13 protein-coding genes and 2 pseudogenes are annotated in these 20,923 nt (G+C 35.3%); 9 read left to right on the top strand and 6 right to left on the bottom strand.

Features of this window, described 5'->3' with window-relative positions; all coding sequences use genetic code 11:
* Nucleotides 1-115: 115 nt before the first annotated feature.
* Entirely contained in the window at nt 116-967 is an 852-nt protein-coding gene (locus tag ACFIJ7_RS05035; protein WP_375644750.1) for a TPM domain-containing protein, read from the bottom strand.
* On the bottom strand, nt 967-1,593 hold the full coding sequence (locus ACFIJ7_RS05030) for a LemA family protein (RefSeq protein ID WP_015856539.1): 627 nt from the start codon (nt 1,591-1,593) through the stop codon (nt 967-969). The genes ACFIJ7_RS05035 and ACFIJ7_RS05030 overlap by 1 nt, the downstream gene beginning before the upstream one ends.
* Nucleotides 1,594-1,978: 385 nt before the next feature.
* Here ACFIJ7_RS05030 and ACFIJ7_RS05025 point away from each other — a divergent pair, with 385 nt between their 5' ends.
* The 9 genes and pseudogenes from ACFIJ7_RS05025 to ACFIJ7_RS04985 all read left to right on the top strand — a co-directional run bounded on the left by ACFIJ7_RS05025 (nt 1,979) and on the right by ACFIJ7_RS04985 (nt 15,967).
* The gene (locus ACFIJ7_RS05025; protein ID WP_375635862.1) at nt 1,979-2,791 is read left to right on the top strand and encodes a class I SAM-dependent methyltransferase; all 813 of its coding nucleotides are present in this window, start codon (nt 1,979-1,981) and stop codon (nt 2,789-2,791) included.
* A gap of 903 nt (nt 2,792-3,694) precedes the next feature.
* Nucleotides 3,695-5,233, top strand: coding sequence for a histidine ammonia-lyase (hutH, locus tag ACFIJ7_RS05020; protein WP_375635863.1), 1,539 nt, complete (start codon nt 3,695-3,697; stop codon nt 5,231-5,233).
* A 317-nt stretch (nt 5,234-5,550) separates the two neighbouring features.
* Nucleotides 5,551-5,913: a hypothetical protein gene (locus ACFIJ7_RS05015; protein ID WP_375635864.1), complete on the top strand. Its 363-nt coding sequence runs from the start codon at nt 5,551-5,553 to the stop codon at nt 5,911-5,913.
* A gap of 931 nt (nt 5,914-6,844) precedes the next feature.
* Nucleotides 6,845-8,221 carry an amino acid permease gene (locus tag ACFIJ7_RS05010; protein WP_375635865.1) on the top strand — a complete coding sequence of 459 codons (1,377 nt, stop codon included), beginning with the start codon at nt 6,845-6,847 and terminating at the stop codon, nt 8,219-8,221.
* Nucleotides 8,222-9,075: 854 nt separating this feature from the next.
* A pseudogene (locus ACFIJ7_RS05005) lies at nt 9,076-10,021 on the top strand (hemagglutinin repeat-containing protein); the annotation flags it as partial.
* Between the two features lie 19 nt (nt 10,022-10,040).
* A complete protein-coding gene (locus ACFIJ7_RS05000) occupies nt 10,041-10,364 on the top strand; it encodes a hypothetical protein (protein WP_375635866.1) in 324 nt (107 codons plus the stop codon).
* Between the two features lie 119 nt (nt 10,365-10,483).
* Nucleotides 10,484-10,885 (top strand): annotated as a pseudogene (locus ACFIJ7_RS04995) (hypothetical protein).
* Between the two features lie 365 nt (nt 10,886-11,250).
* A complete protein-coding gene (locus ACFIJ7_RS04990; RefSeq protein WP_015856534.1) occupies nt 11,251-11,652 on the top strand; it encodes a hypothetical protein in 402 nt (133 codons plus the stop codon).
* Between the two features lie 1,561 nt (nt 11,653-13,213).
* A complete protein-coding gene (locus ACFIJ7_RS04985; protein ID WP_375644749.1) occupies nt 13,214-15,967 on the top strand; it encodes an autotransporter outer membrane beta-barrel domain-containing protein in 2,754 nt (917 codons plus the stop codon).
* Between the two features lie 974 nt (nt 15,968-16,941).
* On the opposite strand, the gene ACFIJ7_RS04980 is transcribed toward ACFIJ7_RS04985, so the two are convergent.
* The 4 genes from ACFIJ7_RS04980 to ACFIJ7_RS04965 are packed head-to-tail and all read right to left on the bottom strand — an operon-like array spanning nt 16,942 to nt 20,653.
* A complete protein-coding gene (locus ACFIJ7_RS04980; protein ID WP_375635868.1) occupies nt 16,942-18,207 on the bottom strand; it encodes an acetyl-CoA carboxylase biotin carboxylase subunit family protein in 1,266 nt (421 codons plus the stop codon).
* 19 nt (nt 18,208-18,226) lie between these two features.
* Nucleotides 18,227-19,153 (bottom strand): DMT family transporter, encoded by a 927-nt coding sequence (locus ACFIJ7_RS04975; protein ID WP_375644748.1) that lies wholly within the window; start codon nt 19,151-19,153, stop codon nt 18,227-18,229.
* The gene (locus tag ACFIJ7_RS04970; RefSeq protein WP_375644747.1) at nt 19,150-20,355 is read right to left on the bottom strand and encodes a DUF6421 family protein; all 1,206 of its coding nucleotides are present in this window, start codon (nt 20,353-20,355) and stop codon (nt 19,150-19,152) included. Before ACFIJ7_RS04970 ends, ACFIJ7_RS04975 begins: the two co-directional genes overlap by 4 nt.
* Nucleotides 20,342-20,653 (bottom strand): prephenate dehydratase domain-containing protein, encoded by a 312-nt coding sequence (locus tag ACFIJ7_RS04965; protein WP_375644746.1) that lies wholly within the window; start codon nt 20,651-20,653, stop codon nt 20,342-20,344. The genes ACFIJ7_RS04970 and ACFIJ7_RS04965 overlap by 14 nt, the downstream gene beginning before the upstream one ends.
* Between the last annotated feature and the right edge of the window lie 270 nt (nt 20,654-20,923).

Raw genomic sequence — 20,923 nt, 5'->3', positions numbered from 1 at the left:
ATTTATCTTGATGTTTGAGTTTGTATTGTAATCAGAAAAATAAAAAAAGAACAGGATTAAGAGATAGTTTATAAGAAGTGCAATGAATTTTATTAAAAAAATCATTATGCTCGTTTTACCATCTTCCTGTTGCACCGCCACCACCTGATGATCCACCACCACCTCTGAATCCTCCTCCCCCTGAAGGTCCGCCAAAGATTCTACCAGAACCTCTACCGCTCGCATTTAAGTTTAAAAACCAAGGTGTGAAGACAATACCCAGCCAAAGATACTTTCGTGGACCTATTTTTTTACCAAAAATCATAGCAAGAATGGGCAAACCAACGACTATAAAGAGAATGAGAAACGTGATTGTATTTATAATCATTTCTTCTTTTTCAGCTTGTTTGCGTTGTTCTTCAACAGCTTTAGCTTTTTGATTGATTCGAAAAGAAAAATCAGCATCACTTTGTGTGATCACTTTGATAATTGCGTGAACGGATTCGACAATTCCTTTTTGATAATTTCCTTCACGAAAATTAGGAATCATGAAGCTATTAATAATGACAGAGGAAATGGCATCTGTTAGTTCTCCTTCCAGACCGTAGCCTACCTCAATACGTGCTTTGCGTTCATTTGGTGCAATGACGATTAATATGCCGTTATTGATTTGTTTTTGACCTAATCTCCATGTACGAAAAAGAGAATTGCTGTATGTTTCTATATCATTGCCCGAAAGAGTAGGGAGCGTCACAAGAACGATTTGATCTCCTGTTTTCTCTTCGAGTGTAGCTAGCTTTTCCGTTAAATTTCTTTGTGTTGCATGATCAAGTAAATGAGCCATATCGTTGATATGGCCGGTTAAGGGAGGAAACTTAGTGTGTGCGTAAGTGACATTCCCCAATGCAATGATCAAATATAGAATACTCAAAGGAACCCATAAACGTAGAAAAGTACGACGTTGTATAGAGTGTTGAAATATTTTCATTAATTAAAATTAACCTTTGGTGTTTGTTGGCTATCAGTATCGATGGTAAAAGTAGGCATAGGTTTAGCATCACGAAACCATAGCTTTGCCCAAATCATCGTCGGCATTGTTTTGAGTGCAGTATTGTAGGCACGTACTGTTTCAATATAATCGCGGCGTGCAACGGAAATTCGGTTTTCTGTTCCTTCTAATTGTGATTGAAGAGCAAGAAAGTTCTGGTTTGCTTTAAGATCCGGATAGTTTTCGACAACAGCCATAAGCCGCGAAAGTGCACTTGATAAATTTGCTTGATTTTTGAGATATTGCTGCATCACTTCTGGATTATTCAACATATCTGCATTAATGTTGACTTGCGTTGCTTTTGCACGTGCTTCAATTACATTTGTGAAAACGCTTTGTTCATGAGCTGCGTAAGCTTTAACTGTTTCTACAAGATTGGGGATGAGATCTGTACGACGTTGATATTGATTGAGCACTTCACTCCATGCTGCGTGTGCTTTTTCTTCATTTGTTGGTATCGTATTAAATCCGCACCCACTTAAAAATGGGACTAACCATGCCAAAAAAATCACGATTGAAAATTGTTTTAATATTTTAAACATTGAAGAAGTTTGTACGTTTAACATAAAGATGCCTCCACAGATATTTTATGTAATATATAGGGTTTATCTTTTTGGTGGAAAGTATTTTAAATTTTATAAACAGGTATATTTATCAATAAACCGACATCTCTATGCATTTTAGGCACGCTTAAGTGATTTGTTGATATTAAAATAATAATGGTAATATAGAGATCATCTTATAAAAGATCAATGATATTCATATCAATTATTATTACAGAAAATTATATATTTTTGTAGTATTTTTTGTGTTTCACAACGTGCAGATAACAATTGAAAAAGGGAAAAATTTAAGCATCAATCTTATGGAAAGATAGAAGGTAGGGCAGTTCTTATTTTCCCTCCTTTAGAAGTTATGCTTAATACATCGGATAAAAAAGGGTTTTTAATTATGTATGGTAGTAATTGTGAAAGAGGGGAAAATCCTGTGATAGAAAGTGTTCAACGGCAAAGTGAAAAGTTTGATGGATTGGCTAATGATTATGATCGTTATCGTCCTCGCTATCCTCTCACTTTATTTAAAACCATGCTCCATCCTTTTAAGAACAAAAAGCATTTGTCCATTGTGGATGTGGGGGCTGGGACAGGTATCGCATTAGAGGGAATTGTTAAATTTTTAGGAAATGAGCACCAATATCATGCTATCGATGTATCGGCAGATATGATTAAGAAGGGGCGAAGAAAATTTCCTACGGTGCAGTGGTATCAGGGCCGTGCCGAAGACCTATTGCCTCAAATTGGTGAGGTCGATTTTGTCATTGCAGCGCAAGCGTTTCAGTGGACGGATCGTCCTAAGTTGCTTTGTTCTGTTTCAGATCAACTTCGAGTCAATGGTGTCATGGCTGTTATTCAAAATAATCGTGATTTCAAGCATAGTGAATTTCTAGAGGCTTATGAGACATTGTTAGAGAAAATGAGTCCGAACTATTCTCGGTATTATCGTAATTTTGATTTTTTACAGGAAATGAGTGATGGCTTTGGGGTAGATCCAGAAAAGATTTTTTTCCATACGCACAATTGGATGATGATGATCCCATCTGAAGCTTTTATTGGAATGAGCCGCTCTTCAACGCAAGCGCAACGCGCTATTGCTTGCTATGGGGAAGAATATTTGCGGCAATTGGTTGCATTGATAAAGAAATATGAAGTGCAAGGTAATTTGGAGCTTTTGTATCGAAGTGAGCTCTATATGTATGCAGGATAATCCGATATCGATGATTACTTTTGCTCTTTTAGCACATCAGAGTAGGCGGTATTCAGGAGATTAACGCATTATTAAGGCAGATTTTGAGGAGGGAGAGTTTTTTCTTCTTCAGCATTCAAATTGACATCTTATTACATCTTATTTTTATTTTAAATAACGGGTTAGCTCGAGCCTTGTGTGGTTTTATTGAAGATGTGCTTTTCAGGTTTCAATATGGCGCTTTAAATACAATTTTAGAAGTGGCAAAGAAGTGGTAAATAAGCTTAATTTCTTCTATGTTGTGATGTGTAAATAAGTTTTTTAATTTTCTATAGAGTTTAATTTTTGCAATCATGATAGATTGTGGCAGCTATCTATCTAAGATTTTTATAAGTTTAGTAGGAATAGCTTAATGATATATCCATATGATAAATTCATTGAGTCCTCCCTTTACGCTTCATACACAAGAATAAGCCTGCACCATCACACACTTTATCATCTCCCAATGTTGCGACAGCCTTTGAGACGGTTCATAAGAGGAGTTTTTAGTTCTTTTTTGTACAGTCTTATCCATACGCCAATCTCGCTTATGACGTGCAAGCGAATGGTTTTGACTGATTCAACGTACACGGATTTAGAATGGGAGAATCTTAAGATGTTCGGCTTTCTCATTCAATATGAATAATGCTAGATTATGATTATAAATTAATGCGTTATCTATTTTTGAAATCCATGACCTTGGTTGTGCTTGTCAATATTTCATTTTCATTTATCGTCAACTATTCTACTTTTGGATAATGGCTCCATTGTAAGGAATGCCTTTAAGAAAGCATTCTTGTTTTAAAGAGTCGTTATAGTTTTTTTGTTTTATAGGAGGATCAATAATGCTAAACATTATACTTTGATTAAAAAAGAAAGTAAATTATGACTATTATACTAAAACCGAGCGAGGTGACGCTTAGTGAACTTGAAGCTATTTATTTTAATGGTGAAGTGAGTAAACTTCATAATGACACGCATTTAGCTATCGAGAAAGGGGCTCAGCGCATTGCTGAAATTGCTGCTGGAAGTGAGCCTGTGTACGGTATTAATACTGGTTTTGGGAAGTTGGCTTCTATTAAAATTGATGCGGACGATGTCGCTGTTTTACAGAGAAATCTTATTTTGTCCCATTGTTGTGGGGTAGGAGAGCCTTTAGCTGAAAATATTGTGCGTTTGATAATGAGCTTAAAGCTTATCTCTTTAGGAAGAGGGGCTTCAGGAGTTCGTCTAGAATTGGTAAATTTGCTGGAAAATATGCTTGCAAAGGGTGTCATTCCTATCATTCCTGAAAAAGGGTCTGTTGGTGCTTCAGGTGATCTAGCTCCACTTGCTCACATGGCGGCTGTTATGATGGGAGAAGGAGAAGCATTTTTTCAAAATATTCGTATGAGTGGAGCGGTTGCATTAGAGAAAGCGGGATTGTCCCCTATTATTTTAGAGGCAAAGGAAGGTCTAGCTCTTATTAATGGGACGCAAACATCAACAGCTCTTGCACTTGCCGGTCTTTTTCGAGCTTATCGGGCATTGTGTGGTGGATTGCTGGCAGGAGCTTTGACGACAGATGCCATTATGGGATCAACGGCGCCATTTCATCCTGATATCCATATTTTACGAGGACATCATGGGCAGATTGCTGTATCGAAAACATTAGAAAAGCTTGTAGAGGATTCAGAAATTCGTGCAGCACATTTACGTGGTGATGAGCGTGTACAAGATCCTTATTGTATACGTTGCCAGCCACAGGTCATGGGGGCATGTTTTGATATTTTGCTAGCAGCAGCAAAAACACTGATTATTGAAGCAAATGCTGTTACAGATAATCCATTGATTTTAAGGAATGGTGAAGTTGTATCAGGTGGGAATTTTCATGCTGAGCCTGTAGCGTTTGCTGCTGATCAGATTGCTCTTGCTTTATGTGAAATAGGATCTATTTCTCAACGGCGTATTGCTTTGATGGTTGATCCAGCAGTTTCTTATGGACTTCCAGCTTTTTTAGCGTATAATGCAGGTCTTAATTCAGGTTTTATGATTGCTGAAGTAACAGCAGCAGCTTTAATGTCTGAAAATAAGCAAATGGCTCATCCTGCTTCCGTTGATTCAACACCAACTTCAGCTAATCAAGAAGATCATGTTTCAATGGCTTGCCATGGAGCTCGTCGGTTATTGGTAATGAGCGAAAATCTTTTTACACTTATTGGCATTGAAACGCTTGTTGCAGCACAGGGAATTGAATATCGTGCACCTTTAAAAACAAGTGCTTTTTTGCAATCTGTTATGGAATGTTTACGCAGAAATGTTGCTTCTCTTAAGGAAGATCGCTATCTGGCTCCAGATCTTCATCAAGCACATATACTTGTGCGTGAAGGGCACTTATTATCTATTTTACCAGAAACAATTTTTCCTTCACTAGAACCCAAATAATATTTATTTTTGAGTTCAAAAGAGAAGGAGAGACCTAATTATGAGATTTCTTTATACAAAAATTGGAGAGATGATGAATATATCTTTATAATAATTAATAAATATTTTTCCATTTATTGGCTGTTATGTATTGTGTTTATTCACAATTATCTCTTTAATACGCTTATCTTTTGATATAAACTAATTTAGATAAGTTTATGAATGAGTGTATTATATTTATTATTACTTACTAAAATTAATATTTCTATTGAGTATTTCTCTTTTTAAAAGATAGTTTATAATTTTTGTACTTTTAAATCACGAGAAAGGGAAAATAAATGTCTAAAAATCGTCTATTATGTATTTTAATGGCAATCATTGTTTGTTTTTCGCAAATTGTGGAGGCTCACGCGAATTTTTGGAGAGGAAGATCTCAACAGGGTGGTTTTATTGCTATATGGGTACAGGAGAAAGATATTTTTGTTCAGGTAACAAGAGGAGCTATCATGAATGTTTCAGATCAAAGAAGTGGAAATAATAGTCGCTCTCTTGTTGGACCAAAGGTTGAAAAGATGATATTTGCCGCAGTTGCTCTTTTGCTTGGAAAGCTTGTATTTAAAGCGGCTGGAGTTTTTAAAAGATGGGCTGGGGCTAAAATTTCTCACGCCTTTGAGGAATGGCGAGATTCACTTTATCATTGATTAAGCTATATCAATTGGTTTTAAAAATGAGTGCACGTGGTGTTGAATGCAATTTATGATGATGTGACAAACTAAAAAGTATAGAAGGTTTATACGGTATTAATAGAAAGTTTAACGCATGTTTCTCTTGAATACGATGATATCAATTTAAGGTTTTTATTTATAGCCTTGAAAAACACATATGATGAATGGAAGCTTATGCCTCTCATGTAAAACAGTGTTGTTTTTTGCGTACACGGGTTTGTTTTAAGAAAATATTTCCTCAATACTTAAGCTTACATGTCAGGGTTGCATCCGTGACTGGTATAATCTAAAAACTCTCGTGAAAAGTATAAGATTAATAGTGCATCATTATTTTTTATGTTACGAAGATACGAGTTGATACTATCAGATAATCTATTTTCCGAGTTTCGACAGCTTTTTGTACTTGAGACAGTTTATTAAAAGGCATTTTTATTTCTTTCTTTATGTGTTTTTTATTCACACGTCAATCTCGCTTAGAATGTGTAAACGAAAAGTTTTGATTGCTTCAATATGAACAGGTTTGGAAAAGAGAAAATCTTATGATATTGAGGAGCCAATTCAATATATAAAACAATAAATTATCCTTATGAATAAAAATGTTTACATTATCTTGCATTCAATCCCACATTTTCTGCAGAAAAATAGAAAATATAAAAATGAGTTAAATGACAATTATAAAAAATTTTATTATCACGTAATTTCAATAAAATGATACAAAACTTAGGCTATAAAAAGCTGAATCATTCGCAATAAAAGTATTTTTCATTGCCTAGGATAAAGCACCTGGAAGGCTATTGTTGAATGCTTTTAAAGTATATCTTCGAAAGAGAAACATGAGGCTTTATTTATCATAAAGCTGTTATTGTGGTGTGGATTTTCGTCAACATTTCAATAAAGAAGGAAAGTAATGGCACGAAATGAACTGAAACGAGGTATGAGTAAGCGCCAAGTTATTTTTTTAGCTCTTGGCTCTGCTATTGGAACAGGTCTTTTTTATGGGTCTGCACAGGCAATTAAGCTTGCGGGTCCAAGTGTTTTGATTGCCTATTGTATTGCTGGTTTAGCTATTTTTATGGTTATGCGGGCTTTAGGAGAGATGATTATTCATAATCCATTGCCTGGTTCTTTTGCACGTTATGCAGCAAATTACATATCGCCATTAGCAGGTTTTTTAACGGGATGGACATATGTATTTGAAATGATTCTTGTTGGTTTGGCTGATATTACAGCTTTTGCGACTTATATGGGTTTTTGGTATCCTGATGTTGCTCCTTGGGTATGGGCATTTAGTATTACGTTAATTATCACGGGTATTAATTTAGCTGCCGTAGAAGTATATGGTGAACTAGAGTTTTGGCTGTCTTCTATTAAAGTTATTGCTATCATTGCAATGATTATTTTAGGAATAGTAATTATTTTTTGTGGTTGGGGTGAAAGTGCAGTTTCTTCTACTGTTACTGTTCATAATTTATGGAAGAATGGTGGTATTTTTCCTAATGGTTGGTTTGGTTTTTTAGCTTGCTTTAGTGTTGTTGTCTTTGCTTTTGGTGGTATAGAAATCATTGGGATGGCAGTCATGGAAGTTCAAAACCCTCATCAAACAATTTCAAAGGCAATTAATTCTACTCCAGTTCGTATTTTGCTTTTTTATATCATGACGTTAGCTATTTTAATGTCACTTTATCCTTGGAATGAGATTGGTCTTATGGACAGCCCTTTTGTATCCATTTTTGAAAATCTTGGGATTTCATATGCGGCAAATATCTTAAATATTGTTGTTGTTACAGCGGCTATTTCTGCAATGAATAGTGGAATGTATGGTGCTTGTCGCATGATACATGGTTTATCGCAGGAAGGTTATGCTTTAAAGAAGTTTCAATATTTATCAAAAAATGGTATACCAATTTTTGTTATTTTGATGATCTTCGGTATTTTTCTTCTTGGTGCTGTCCTTAATTATTTTTACCATGAAAAGCTTTTTTTTCTTATTGCTGCAATGGCAACATTCGCGACAGTTTTTGTGTGGATGATGATTCTACTTTCACAAGTTTTTATGCGAATTAAGATGCCTAAAGAAGCACAGAATAGTTTAAAATTTCCAATTCCATTTTGGCCAATAGGATCGATTTTTTCTATTTTATTTATGGTTTTTATTTTTATTCTCTTATGGTATTTTGATGAGACACGACCAGTTTTAATTATAGGTTTTAGTTGGATTGCTTGGCTTGTTATTTGTTTTTATGCACTTAAACTTTATAATTTTAAGCAAAAGAAACTGCAATAAAATGTAAATAGAGATTAAACTCAAAACAAATAGCTGATGTTATCAGGAGAAGAGTTGTTTGATTGTTATTCTCTAAAGATTAGTATAATCTAGATTGAAGAAAATCTGCTCGTTATTATTTTACTTTGGGAGTTTTTGTGAGCCATTGCTTATGGTAATGACCAAATCATATAAATATTAGGCGTTTTTTGATGGTGAGCTCTGCAATCAATATAAGTCTTTCATGTTAAAATGCCTAACAACGCAAATGGATTTTACTAGAGACAAGATTATAGGCAGATATCTTTTTTCAAACGCATTAATGGATTTCTGTTTTACAAGATAAGTTATTGTAAGAATTATTTTTATTGTTTTATAAGCTCTTTAAAAAATTGGTTGTTTAAATTTTGTTGTTTAAGGAACTACTATTGCTTTTAGAAGCGAAGATAAAGTTCTTGATGTATTCTCTTGAAAAAAAGGGTTGGAGTCTTCTGTGTCCTTTAAAAGGATATTTTGGTTGTTATGGGGTAAAGGGGAGAAGTTTTTTATTTCTATTATTTTTTTCTCAAAGAGGATTGGCGTTGGTAGAAAATAGTGGATAATAAAGTCATTGGAGGCATTGTATCATTGTGTTTGCAAAAACTTCAATAAAGAGCAGCAAGGTATCACAATAAAATTTCATAGAAGAGTAAATTAAGAAGAGTAAATTAAAGAGAACAATGAACGTGTGATAGTTTTACGATTCTTGTTGTTATTGCGAGCAAAAGAGCAAGGATCAAACTTATTTTTTATAAAATTGATACGGGAGTAATTTTTATCACAAGTGGAGAAGGACAAAATGCACTCCGCAACTGTATTGTGGTGCAAAATTATTCAATATTATTATAAAAGGTGCTCAAGAACACTACGATCAGCAAAAAAATCATCGGAAAGTGGCTTTTTACACGAGAAATCTTCCAATAGCTCTGAAACGCATATCACAACGATTTCCTCTATCCTTGAGGCAACGGGCAAAATTGATACGGATTTACACGGAGATGCTATGATTATTGTTTCTCATCTGATTTCCGGTCAAGATATCAATGTAATGGGAGAAAGTGTGACGATTGTTGGCATGATAGACCATCATAGCAGCCATTTACAGACGCATGCAACAGGTTTTGATGTGGGTTCAGGCAAAAATTTTGTTTCGATATACGGGAGCGAAACAAAGACAAAAAATAAAGAGAGTTTTGAACATCAAGGCTCTTCTCTCAATGTTAACTGTAATATCAACATTACGCTCAAGAAAAAAGATGTGAGCGTAGTAGACTCTGATCTTGCAGGGGAGGGTATTAACCTTTCGGCAGCGCATGATGTCAATGTGTTTGTGGGTCACAATAATCATAGTTCGAGTACACAGGAAGAGCGCACAGGCTTTGGCTTTCAGTTTGAAAAGAGCAACGGTGCTTCTATTGGTGTTTGGGGTTACGAGTGTGAAAGACAATGGCGATCAATAGGAAAATACCTCCGTTCAATCCTATTTCAAAGTGCGCGGAGATGTGCGGATTACTGCTGATCATGATGTAAACATGAAAGCCGACAAATGTTTCGGCAGAGTGTGATGTCAACGTCGATGCTGGCAATAATATCACGCTTTCGGAAAACTATGATATCTCTAAGACACAAGAGATGCCTGAAAAGTCCTTTGCTGGTGTGACAGGATCTGTCAATGTGGGCATTCTTGGTACCATAAAAGATACAAGAGATGTAGCAAAACGTTTTGCTCATGGGGATGTGAAACACAAAATCGGCAATGGTTTGATTGGCGGACTAAATGGCAATAGAGCAGCGATTGTTCGTGCACATAGCTCCAGGTGCCATAACAGTAGGTAAAGGATTGCGTGACTTTAAAAAGCGTGGCATTCACAATATAGCAAAGAAAACAGATATCTATCTTTTTGGAACAGCTGATAAGGCTCTACCGATAGCGAATCCATTATATGTCGTAAATGATGGCGAAAAAGATCATGTCTACCTACAAAATCATTTACTTAACCCCATTGGTATAGGATTTGGTCACAATCCACCTACTTTTTATAAGGTACCCTCGGAGTTCCCTTATGTATTATTTCCACCAGCAATTCCCATGCGAAAGGAGGGGAGAGCGCTAGGCGGGCTATGATCCTAGAATTGTTATAGTCATGCGCCTTATACGTGTGCAAGGTAGTATGGAACGCTTCATATTATGCCAATTTATTCGATTTTAGATAATTTAGGTTTAGGTTATTTATGGAGAAAAAAATGAAACAAAACTTAAAATTATTAAGTGGTCTCATTCTGTTAAAGGTCGCTGGATATAACATCTACAAGCCCCACTAGGAGTTTTGAGTGCTTGGGAGAAGCTTGGAGCAGACTTTACTGAGGTAGGAAAAGCACTGTTAGAATGTGGCATGCCAACCTCGTATGATGTCTTTCCAGAAAATAAAAAGTTAAGCCTCAATGCAGAGGCTTCCATTGATTCTTGCATGATCCAAGCAAAATTCCACTACAAATGGGGAGGACTATATTGGTGTTATACTTAATAAAGATGAAAACCTCCCCATTTGTCGTCCTAGTGCTGTTATCCCGCAACGAAGTGTCAAGAAGCGTTTGAACAGCTCGTTTTGTAAAAAATATAAAACCGCACCTGAATGCCAGCCTTAATTTTTGCTGGTGATGATCAACAATCACTACCTTCATGTTTCTCATGCCTGTGCGGGGGGGGGGACTTAATTCACCATTTCAATGCTATTTATTTATGGGTACTACAACTGTAGGCGCAATAATATAAAAATATCTATTTTTGTTGTAATCAAAATATTGATAATAATTATAGGTATGCTGTTGATAGAATATGATTTTAGTAATAATTTTACCGTATTTTTGATATAACAATAATGGTATAATCTTCGGAAAGGTAAAAATAATAAAGGTTGATAATATCCATCATTGTTTTGGAAATAAAAAAACAGCATGTAAAATAATTTATAGATTGTTTCGTAATATCAAAATTACTCAAGGATAGGAAAATGAAGCATATTTTAAAATTATTAAGCGGGATAACTTTATTTGTTATGGCTGGATGTTACGAAGAGCAGCCTTCTCGAACAGCCGTAGATGCATGGGAAAAGCCCGGCGCAGATCAGCTTGAGATCAAAAAAGCTCTGTTGGAATGCGGAGTGCAGCATTTTGATGGTCGTCTTGATACAGAAACAAGTATGGATGAGAAATTCAATGCTGAGGAGGCAGAGAATGCATGTATGATCCAAGCAGGTTTCCGAGATAAATTGGGAAGGGTGAAGTGGTGTGAGAAATATGAACATCTTCCAATTTGTCAGCCTGATGCAGTTATTCCTCAGCGAAGTGTAGAGAGGCGTTTGAATAGTCCTCATTGTAAAGAGCATAAAGAACAACCTGAATGTCAACCTTAGGTGTTGATGTTTCTGTAATCAATAATTCTCGTGTTCTTTTTCTCGCATGGGGGGCGAGGTTGCTTTTTTAATGTACTAGCCATATTGCATGCGAAAAAATACTAGCAAGCTTTTCAGCCTTTCTATCGTAAATATTGAAGGAGGGGAAATGAAAAATATTGAAATTATTGAGTGTTATAATTTTATTAAGCGCTGCTGGATGTGTTAGCAAATCTCCCCCAATCGATCTTGGCATTATGAGAAAAGTCCAATGTCAATAAATCTACGATCTCACAAGCACTGTTCAAATGTGGCAGGCAGCCGATCTACGCTTTTCCTGAAAATATGGATTTGTGTGCAAGTGAGTTTGCAGCAATTTATGAATGCATGACTAAAGAAGGTTATCGATACAAATCGTAACATTCAAAGAGAATTTATTTTTTATCAGTATCACAAAGTGATTCATTTTTAGCCAATTTAATGGTAGTAAGGTATCAGCAGGCTATAGATAATGATATTTTTGGTGTAACCAATTAGACGAAAAAGATGTTACGTCTTGATGAATAATAAAAAACGCTAGTAAATAAAAAAAGCTTTGCACAAGTGATTATCAACAGTAGAATATTCATTTTAAAGCAATAATTGAATGAAAATATTAAACGGAAGAAGAGAGAAATACGGCTCTTTTGTCTCCAATATAATTATATTCAGCAGCTACGAGATTAGCAATAGTGTTGTTGTCAGATGATGATAGCGGAGGATAGTGAGTTGTTGTTTAGAGAAATTTATTCAATATAAAGAATGGTAAATAATAGCTTTTCTAAAATATCTTCTTTAACGATAATAAACAGATAGCTTTCATAAAACTGATTTTGATGAAATTTTATTTTGGTGTTTTTTAATTTCAAGATGGTGAGTGTTTTACTGTATTTTAGATTTTATCAAAAGATCTAAAGTATTATACAAGTAATTTTGATATAAAGATCTTTTCATTTTATGATATTTTTTTGAGATAATATATTTATAAAGTATTACATTTATTTATTCAAATTTTTTATTAGATATCTAGCATTTTTAATACAGAAACTGTGTACATTAGCTTATACATTAGTGTGCGATTTTTTATTTTTTTGTTGTAGTTGAAGAAATGATGCTGTTATAGCTTTCATATACTATATCTCATTATGTCGTGTTTTTATTAAAACGTTTTGATTGTTTAGATCTTAAAAATTATTCTCATTTTGTTATATTTTTATTTTTCGGTGGTGAGATAAATTGAATATTATATCTCTTAAAAATTTGCATTTTTTCGCGTTTTTTTGAGATTAGTTTTTTTGCATTTCGTATTGCAGTTCTCAGTGGTTCTTGGGATGTACTCTTTAAAAAGATTGTCATCCTAAATGGTATTTTTAAACTTTTTGTTCTTTCTTTACATAAAATACAAAACATATTATGAAACGCTATAATTTATCAGAAAAAATAAAATAATTTTGTTTGTTTTATTCTTATTGTGCTTAATTCGTGGTTTTATTTTTTGCCAGCATTTTTTGTTTTGTTGAAAAAAAGAAAGTTTTGAAAAACAATGATAACCAAGGTATCTAACAATCACTTGTATTTGTGTGTTTTTACAGCAGCTATTTTTTCTTTTTTATTAAATATAAATATTGAGGCGCATTCTCATGCATTTGTATCACTGTTATGTGACGAAAACAAATTGCCTTATAAATGCAGTGATGGTGTAAAGCATACAATTAGTGATAAAGTATATAAGTTCACGGTACCTGTTAAAGAAAAGAATGGGGAGGGTAGTTCTCTCATGTTGCCTGCTGCTATAGTAGTGCAGGAGCCAAATACAGTTATTCAGGCAATGCGTGTAGAGGTTGAAGCTACTGCGGGTATAGAAGATATTTATGGTGTTTCTGTATCACAAGGGGGAAGAATTGTTTTGAGTGATTCAGCTTTTAAAAATGTGTCAATAGGTCTTAAAGCTGATAGTGGAATGATTGAGGTTAATCGTGGAACAATTGAGGCTTCTCAGATTGCAGCTTATGCAGAGAAGCGAGGAGCATCTGTTACGTTAACGAATACAAAAATTAAAGTGGAAGGTTTGGGTATCGGTCAAGAGAGTGCTCTTTTCGTTAGGGCTGATGCGGGTATTCAGATGAAAAGCGGATTTATTGATGTGAATGATGCTGCTGCGCTTTATGTGGGGAGAGGGGGGAGTGCGACTTTAGATGGTGTTACCATTACTTCAAAATATCAAAAAACAGAAGACAATGAAAATACAAATAAAAAGATTGCACATACAGTTTTCAATGTAAAACATCAGGGCTCTGTTTATTTAAAAAATACTAATATTATTTCTACGGATGTTCATGTTTTAACAGTTGGACAAGATTCTAATACACTGTCCAATAATGGCAGGGAAGGAAATATTTTAATTTCGCGGGTTAATATTGAAGATTCAACAATTAAAGCAATAGGTAACAAACATGGTATGTATTTTGAGAGGGATGGGGAAAATAATGCGTATGAACAGGGGTTTGTCTTTTTGAAAAGGACGATTTTTGAGGTTCCAGATGGGACAGCTGTTCATAGTAATAACAGTCGTAGTTATATTGGAGTAACAGAAGGTACAAAAATTTTTGGTGACTTATTATTAACAGTTGAAAAGGGGGGGGCTGTAGCGATTTTGGCTGATTCTTCTTCATTGATAGGAGGGACTCGTGTTGCCGATAATTCTATTGCTGAGCTTTATTTGACAGGGGGATCAAAATGGTTTTTGACAAAAAGAAGAGAGATAGATTCGCAAGTTGCAAACCGCACAAATTCATTTATTTCATTTGTAAAAATTTCTGATAGTTTTATTGCTTTTGAGACTCCAATGTTTCAGGAGTATCAGACACTTCATATTGGGAAGGGAGAAAAAGAAGTTTATAGTGCGCAAGATAGGGCAGATATTTATCTCAATACACATTTCAGTAGTGAGGGTTTGCTCGATAATAAAAAGACTGATCGGCTTTTGATACATGGCGATGTTTCTGGAAAAACGACAGTTTATGTGCAATTTGTTGCAGGAAATCAGGGGGAGATAGCAACCGGTGAAAATGCTCATAGTATTTCACTTATTCAGGTTTCTGGAAAAGCGGCAGAAGATTCTTTTCAGTTAAATCGTGCTTATATTGCATTAGAGGGGTTGCCTTATCAATATTATCTTCATGCTTATGGTCCAAATTCTACGCTTGGAAATGCACAAATTTCTCAAAGATTGGTTGAAGGAAATGGAGATTTTTGGGATTTTCGCCTTGAAAGTAAGTATATTCAGCCTTCTTTGGGAGTGTCTGTTATCCCTCATTCTGAGTTAAAGGTCAGAGAGGTTGTTCCACAAGTTCCAACCTATCTTTTGTTACCAAATGCTTTGTTTCATATTGGACTCATGGATATCAGTAATCAACAAAAGGAATTGCAAGTTACGCAGTCTATTCCTCGCAAATTATTAAAAGTTGAAGGGAATTTTGCTTTATCTGTCCACGGTTATGGTGGGAGTTATCGTTATGTCTCAGATCTTTCTACACTTAAATATGGGTACGATGGTAATGTTGATTATAACGCTATAAAAACAGACATTTTGCTCAAAACAATAGAGAGCGCATATAGTACGACATCTTTTGGGATTATGGGAACCTATGGAAAGCTTTCCTTACAACCTCGTAACGTGGAACAAAGCCAAAAGAGTACGTTTAATAAATGGTCATTTACGACATACGGTAGTGTGAAACACAACACTGGTTTTTATGTAGATGGTCTTTTATCTTATGGTTTGTTTAAAGGGGATGTGCTTACCCATGCTTGGGGTAAAACGGCGACATTAAAAGCAAATCCTTTGAACGTTTCGTTTTCTGCTGGTAAAGTGTTTATGACAGGATATGAAGATCTTATTTTTGATCCGCAACTCCAGCTTATTTATCAACATCTTCAATTTGATAAGTTTCGTGATATTGATGGATTTGATGTTGAGATGAAAAAAATAGGTCAATGGTTGGTGCGTATTGGGGGGCGTTTAAATAAAACATTTTCAGCATCTGAAAAGGATCGTACCATTTGTTTTTATGGTAATATTCATCTTTCTAATCGTTTTGGTAAAAAACAATTTGTTCATTTTAAAGATGTTTTCCAGTTGGGTTCTTTTGGTTCTTCTTTAGAAACAGGTTTGGGTATTAATGCGCAGTTTTCTTCTAAAGTTACACTTCACAGTGATCTTAGCTATCAGCATAGGTTAACCAAGGCTGGTTTTTCTGGAGTTCATTTTTCTGGTGGTTTGCGCTATCATTTTTAATAAATCGTTTTAAAAATAATAAATGTGATTTTTAAAGTTTTGTTTTATTGTCGGGATTAAAACCATTGATGGTGCAGAATTTTAGTCACTTCTTTTAATAATGGCATCATGTGTTTTAATAAGTATAAAAGGATCACGTTGATTTGTTTTTTATCTGGTTGATAGGGGTGCTTAAATGCTTCAAAAAAATTTACAATGAGACTGTAAATCTATTTGTGTTATTTGGGCTATAAATATTGGAGATGTATTCGTCATCAGCTTCTTAAAATATTATTATTATTATTATCCTATCATGCTGTAAAGTACTGTCATTTGAGGTAGCTGATATCAATCATGAAAGGCAGGGAGATATTGGTTGCTGATTAAGAGCTTTTGCTGTTAAGCAGAGGAGGGGATATGTAAAATATAGAGCTCTATCGTTTCGTGGATGATGCACATTTTTCTGCTTTAAAATTTTGTAAAAAGCATTTTTGAAGCTGTTCGTATCAATCGCATTATTGTAGGTGGATAATGAGAAAAGTGGTAAAACGTGAACACTTTTACAATCAAATTCAACATCTTCCGTTCTTCTAAGGACAAATCCTTTAAAAAAATTACTCTAATAGCTGTATTGAATATATGAACAAGATCATGTCTTATTTGTGAAATAGATATGAAATATAACTTTTAAATTAGAGTGGAGGCGGTAAGATCTTTCTTTTCTTCTTTGAGATATGGGGAGAAGAAATTGGTCGTATCAAAAAAGTCGTTTATAAGTTTTCATTATTGTTTCAAATATAGAAATATTGAAGAGCTTTTATTAAAATGGGGTGTAAAAGTAGGTCATATCTTCCTCAATTCTTGGTTTTTGAAATATGCATCTTTAATGGGAAAATGTTTGCAAAGTTTTAGGCAATCGCATTCGCATTGTGACTTCATTTGTATCGATAAGATTTATATCAAAGTTGAGCGTCAGTAGAAATATCTTTATCGGACTATTGATAAACATGGTGTTTCCATATGATGCTTAAGGTGTCATCGAGCCATTTGTGGTAATTGCGTGCTTCTTCGTTTGAGTCATGAACAGAGAAAATAAAACCAGGATATCCACCGAATGCTGGTGGAGGTGGTGAAATATGATCGGTTTCAAAGAAAATGATAGTTCTAGCAGTTAGTGGATGCTGTGCAACCTTATCTAGACCTGAAAATCCGGAAAACCTTCCATGACCACGAAGAGGAATAATGTAATTTGCCGCCACTTTTTCAGCTGGGAGTATATCGGGAAGGTCTAAGTTTTGTTCAGCTAAAGCGGCATTCATACATAGTTTTGCAAATGAAATCCCTGTACCTTGCTCCACAATAAAATGGGAAACACCTGACCCACCTATACGAGCGCCGATCTCAATTACATAAGGTAAGTTATTAGCATCTAAGCGTAGCTCTACATGGGCAGCTCCCATGTTTATACCAAGAGCTTTAACTCCAGAGCATGCAGCCTCACATAAAGCAATAATTAAAGGATCATCTATATCACGGCGTTGACGATAAATTGTTTCTTCGAACCATGGTCCTTCAGGCTGTCCCTTGTCTCCAATAGCTAGAACATGCACACCTGCTGCATCGACAAAGCATTCCACAACAAACTCTTTTCCTGGTAAATACTGTTCTACTACTAAACCTAAAGATTTATTGTTATCGTTGAAACGTGCCATATCTTTATGCTGAACATTCCATACCGCTTTGATGAGATCAGGAAATTCTTCAGAATTTTTAGCTAACATTACGCCTATACTACCGGCTCCAGAAACGGGTTTAATGACTAGCGGCCAGCCTAAAGTATGAGCTTGTGATAGATCTTCTGGATTATCTATATAAAAAAATCTTGGTGTTCTCAGCCCTGCTTTAGCAAAAGCTTGACGCATTAGATATTTGTTTCGGGTTAATGCCGCTACTTCTGGCTCAATACTGGGAGTATTGATTTTTTTTGCAGCTAAAGCTGTCCATAGGATGGCTTTTTCGAAAAGGGTCATAACTCCACCAATATTGCGTTCTTTCACTCCGGCTGCAAAAGCGTCTAGGGCTAACTCTGGATTATCAAAAACAGGAAGTTGCCAAGTTGAGGTTACTGCCGCTGGTAGCTGAATAGGTGCACTTTCAGCAATATCATAAATCATTATTAATTCGATGTTAGCTGCTTTTGCAGCTTCAAATATAAAGGGTATTTTTGTATTACGCTGACATACTAACGCCAGTTTTTTCATTTTATTTTTTCCTTATAATTTAGAATTTTTGGAACGGTGTTTTAGTTGCTATCCAGATACTTTTGACGCGTCTATAAATTAAGAGTATTATCCCTATAACAACTACAATCATAGCAATTATTTTGAGAGCACTTAGAGAAGTGCTCGAACCGATTATCCGTTCACATGCTACGACTGCAAAAGGAGCTAATACGCCGATAGTATTGGTGTATAATACGTCTCTTTCGGCTAAAACTTTTTGGTACAATACGTAACCTAGTGATGATAAAAAAGCTCCTAAAATCAATATCCTAAGTATGTCTTCTAACTTAAGATATAAGAGTGGGGTAGGATCAAAAATAAATAATGGCATAAATGATGCTGCAGAAATTGTCGTGATCCAAGCCAGTGAGGTGAGCAAAGGTAGATTTTCAAGATAACGTTTAGACAATAAGCCATAAGCAGAGTAAGAAAGTGCTGCTGTTAAGGCAAGAGCTATTCCTATTAGGCTGTAATATCCACCCTCTGCACTGTTTATATTAAATGCTATAGCTGCTACACTGACAATTATCATACCGATAAGTTTTAACCATGAGAACGTAAGGCTATTCGTCAGTGCACCCAATATGTAGGTAATACCTGGAATAGTAGCGAGAGCCATAGTTAAATCACTGGCTTTGAGCGATTTTAATGCACCAAAGCTGCATACAAAATATAACGAGAATCCTAACACTGATAGAATTAAAAAAGAAGGTATCATGGAAAGCAATGGTAGGGATCTGAAAACAGCTTTCTCACGAAATACTGCAATCAGCCATAAGGTGGCAGCGGTGGCAAACAACCTAAGTCCAACCGCATGCATGACGGGTATATTGCTAACCAAATTCTTAGATAATAACCAACTTATGGAAAACAATGCTAGAATGGCAAAAGTAAATAATAGTAACCGTCCTTTTATAAAACTCAATGATTTAATCCCCTAATCACTCGCTGTGCATAATATGATGTTGAAAAATTAAATCGTGACTGTGAAGTTTGCGGCTTACCAAGATTATTTTGGATATAATCCTTAGCTCCTGCCAAATAAGCGTCATCATCTAATGTTTCAAGTGCTTCTATATCTGCTATCATCAATATTATTACTTTTTCAAGACGCTCCAAATCAAATTGAAGATAACCTTGATTTGTTTCAATCAATGCTTTGTTCCGCGTTAACATTTCAAAAAGCAAGATCCCTGTACCAGCATCGAATGTCATATGCTGATCAGAATCTTTTGGATAACGGAATATGCGTTCTAATAGGATAAATTCAGTTATTTCTTTCCAAAATTTTGGATGATTTTGTAGCATAATACGCACTGTAATTAAATCAACTTTAGTTTCTTCTAGAAGACCTGTGAACCAATTTAATTTTATATACAGATTTTTATCTAATGGCCGCGGTCCAGTATGATGTGCATAGTCATGGTAATAGCCCCACAAACAGCGAGCATCGTAAATGTCTTCTTTAGATAAGTTACGACTATGCAATTGACCGAACAGAAATTTACTATCTCGACCGAGTAAACGTTCAGCTTCCACAGTTGTTTGCTTGTTGTAAATATCAAAGAATTTACTGAAAAAAAACAAAGCAAATGCTTGCTTATCAATTTTCTTAGCAGTCGCTACAGATTCTGGGAATAGAACAATGCAATTGCCTTCTAAAAAACCTCTTGACGCTATTCCCATTTTTATACATTGAAATGGTGATACATAATTATTTGTATATTTTGAGGCGTCAGCAAGATAGTCCGTTTCATGACGATATCCTGTAACTAATTCCAGCTGGAATCCTTCTGGATCAGGTCCATTTGTTGCACGCATTGGAGCCAAGAAAAACAAGGGAGCATCTGGTAATGGGGCTTTGAAAGCAGCCAAAGTGTTATCAAATTTAGGAGGGGTCGTTAAACCGCTGATCATCCACTGATGAAGATCATCAGAAATGGTCGCTAAAAGTTTTGGAGATAATCCGTCAAGAATATTGGCATGGTGGTTCAGCAGAGTAATCAATTCATTGATCATATTACTATCTACCGAAGTTGGTTCCTTAATGCTCCCATCTCGTTCTTGGCGCATACGGAATTTGTCAACCAAGTTAACAATGGAAAGAAGCGCTTCAGATTTTTTCATGATTAGTTGACTTTAGTGAGTGGAGCAAAAAGGCCATTGGCACTTGTCCAAAATTTTCGACAATACTCAGCCTATAGCGATTTGCCGCAACCGATGTTGTGATACAAGCATCGGCTTTTTCAGCCTTACAAAGAACGGCTGCATCAGCATTGCTGTTGGCAAATACTTTGTCATATTGATGAGCTACCAGAGATTGCGGGGCAGGATGAGTCGCTACGGTTTTAATTTCATCAATGTTATTGCGTTTAGCTAAAACCATAGAGTGAGTAGGCATGATAAAGCTGTCAAATAATTGCATATTACTTAAACGGGTAAATATGAGTGTATGCAAATCAGGGTAAGCAGCACAGCTTAAGAGATATCCATCCTTTTTCTGAGCAAGTTCATTAAAGGCTCTTTTAAGAGTTGCGTATAAGATAATACGTGATTCTAAATCAGCAGAAGAAATATTTTGATTGTGATTGTCAAGCCACTATTGTGCTGCAGCTGTGCAGTTAGTATCTGTAGGACCAAGTGTATAGATAAAAGTATTATTTTCAGATTGTATGACTTATATACTTTTTAAGTA

The organism is Bartonella sp. MR100HLJHH (assembly GCF_042194215.1).
Lineage (GTDB): Bacteria > Pseudomonadota > Alphaproteobacteria > Rhizobiales > Rhizobiaceae > Bartonella > Bartonella grahamii.
Note: the sequence above shows the minus strand (reverse complement) of the source record. Positions and strands in the feature narration are given on the sequence as shown.

What these genes read in the sequence shown, in the direction of transcription:
- ACFIJ7_RS05035 (WP_375644750.1), bottom strand. Translation starts at nt 967, where the DNA reads ATGAAAATATTTCAACACTCTATACAACGTCGTACTTTTCTACGTTTA.
- ACFIJ7_RS05030 (WP_015856539.1), bottom strand. Translation starts at nt 1,593, where the DNA reads ATGTTAAACGTACAAACTTCTTCAATGTTTAAAATATTAAAACAATTT.
- ACFIJ7_RS05025 (WP_375635862.1), top strand. Translation starts at nt 1,979, where the DNA reads ATGTATGGTAGTAATTGTGAAAGAGGGGAAAATCCTGTGATAGAAAGT.
- hutH (WP_375635863.1), top strand. Translation starts at nt 3,695, where the DNA reads ATGACTATTATACTAAAACCGAGCGAGGTGACGCTTAGTGAACTTGAA.
- ACFIJ7_RS05015 (WP_375635864.1), top strand. Translation starts at nt 5,551, where the DNA reads ATGTCTAAAAATCGTCTATTATGTATTTTAATGGCAATCATTGTTTGT.
- ACFIJ7_RS05010 (WP_375635865.1), top strand. Translation starts at nt 6,845, where the DNA reads ATGGCACGAAATGAACTGAAACGAGGTATGAGTAAGCGCCAAGTTATT.
- ACFIJ7_RS04990 (WP_015856534.1), top strand. Translation starts at nt 11,251, where the DNA reads ATGAAGCATATTTTAAAATTATTAAGCGGGATAACTTTATTTGTTATG.
- ACFIJ7_RS04985 (WP_375644749.1), top strand. Translation starts at nt 13,214, where the DNA reads ATGATAACCAAGGTATCTAACAATCACTTGTATTTGTGTGTTTTTACA.
- ACFIJ7_RS04980 (WP_375635868.1), bottom strand. Translation starts at nt 18,207, where the DNA reads ATGAAAAAACTGGCGTTAGTATGTCAGCGTAATACAAAAATACCCTTT.
- ACFIJ7_RS04970 (WP_375644747.1), bottom strand. Translation starts at nt 20,355, where the DNA reads ATGAAAAAATCTGAAGCGCTTCTTTCCATTGTTAACTTGGTTGACAAA.
- ACFIJ7_RS04965 (WP_375644746.1), bottom strand. Translation starts at nt 20,653, where the DNA reads ATGCAATTATTTGACAGCTTTATCATGCCTACTCACTCTATGGTTTTA.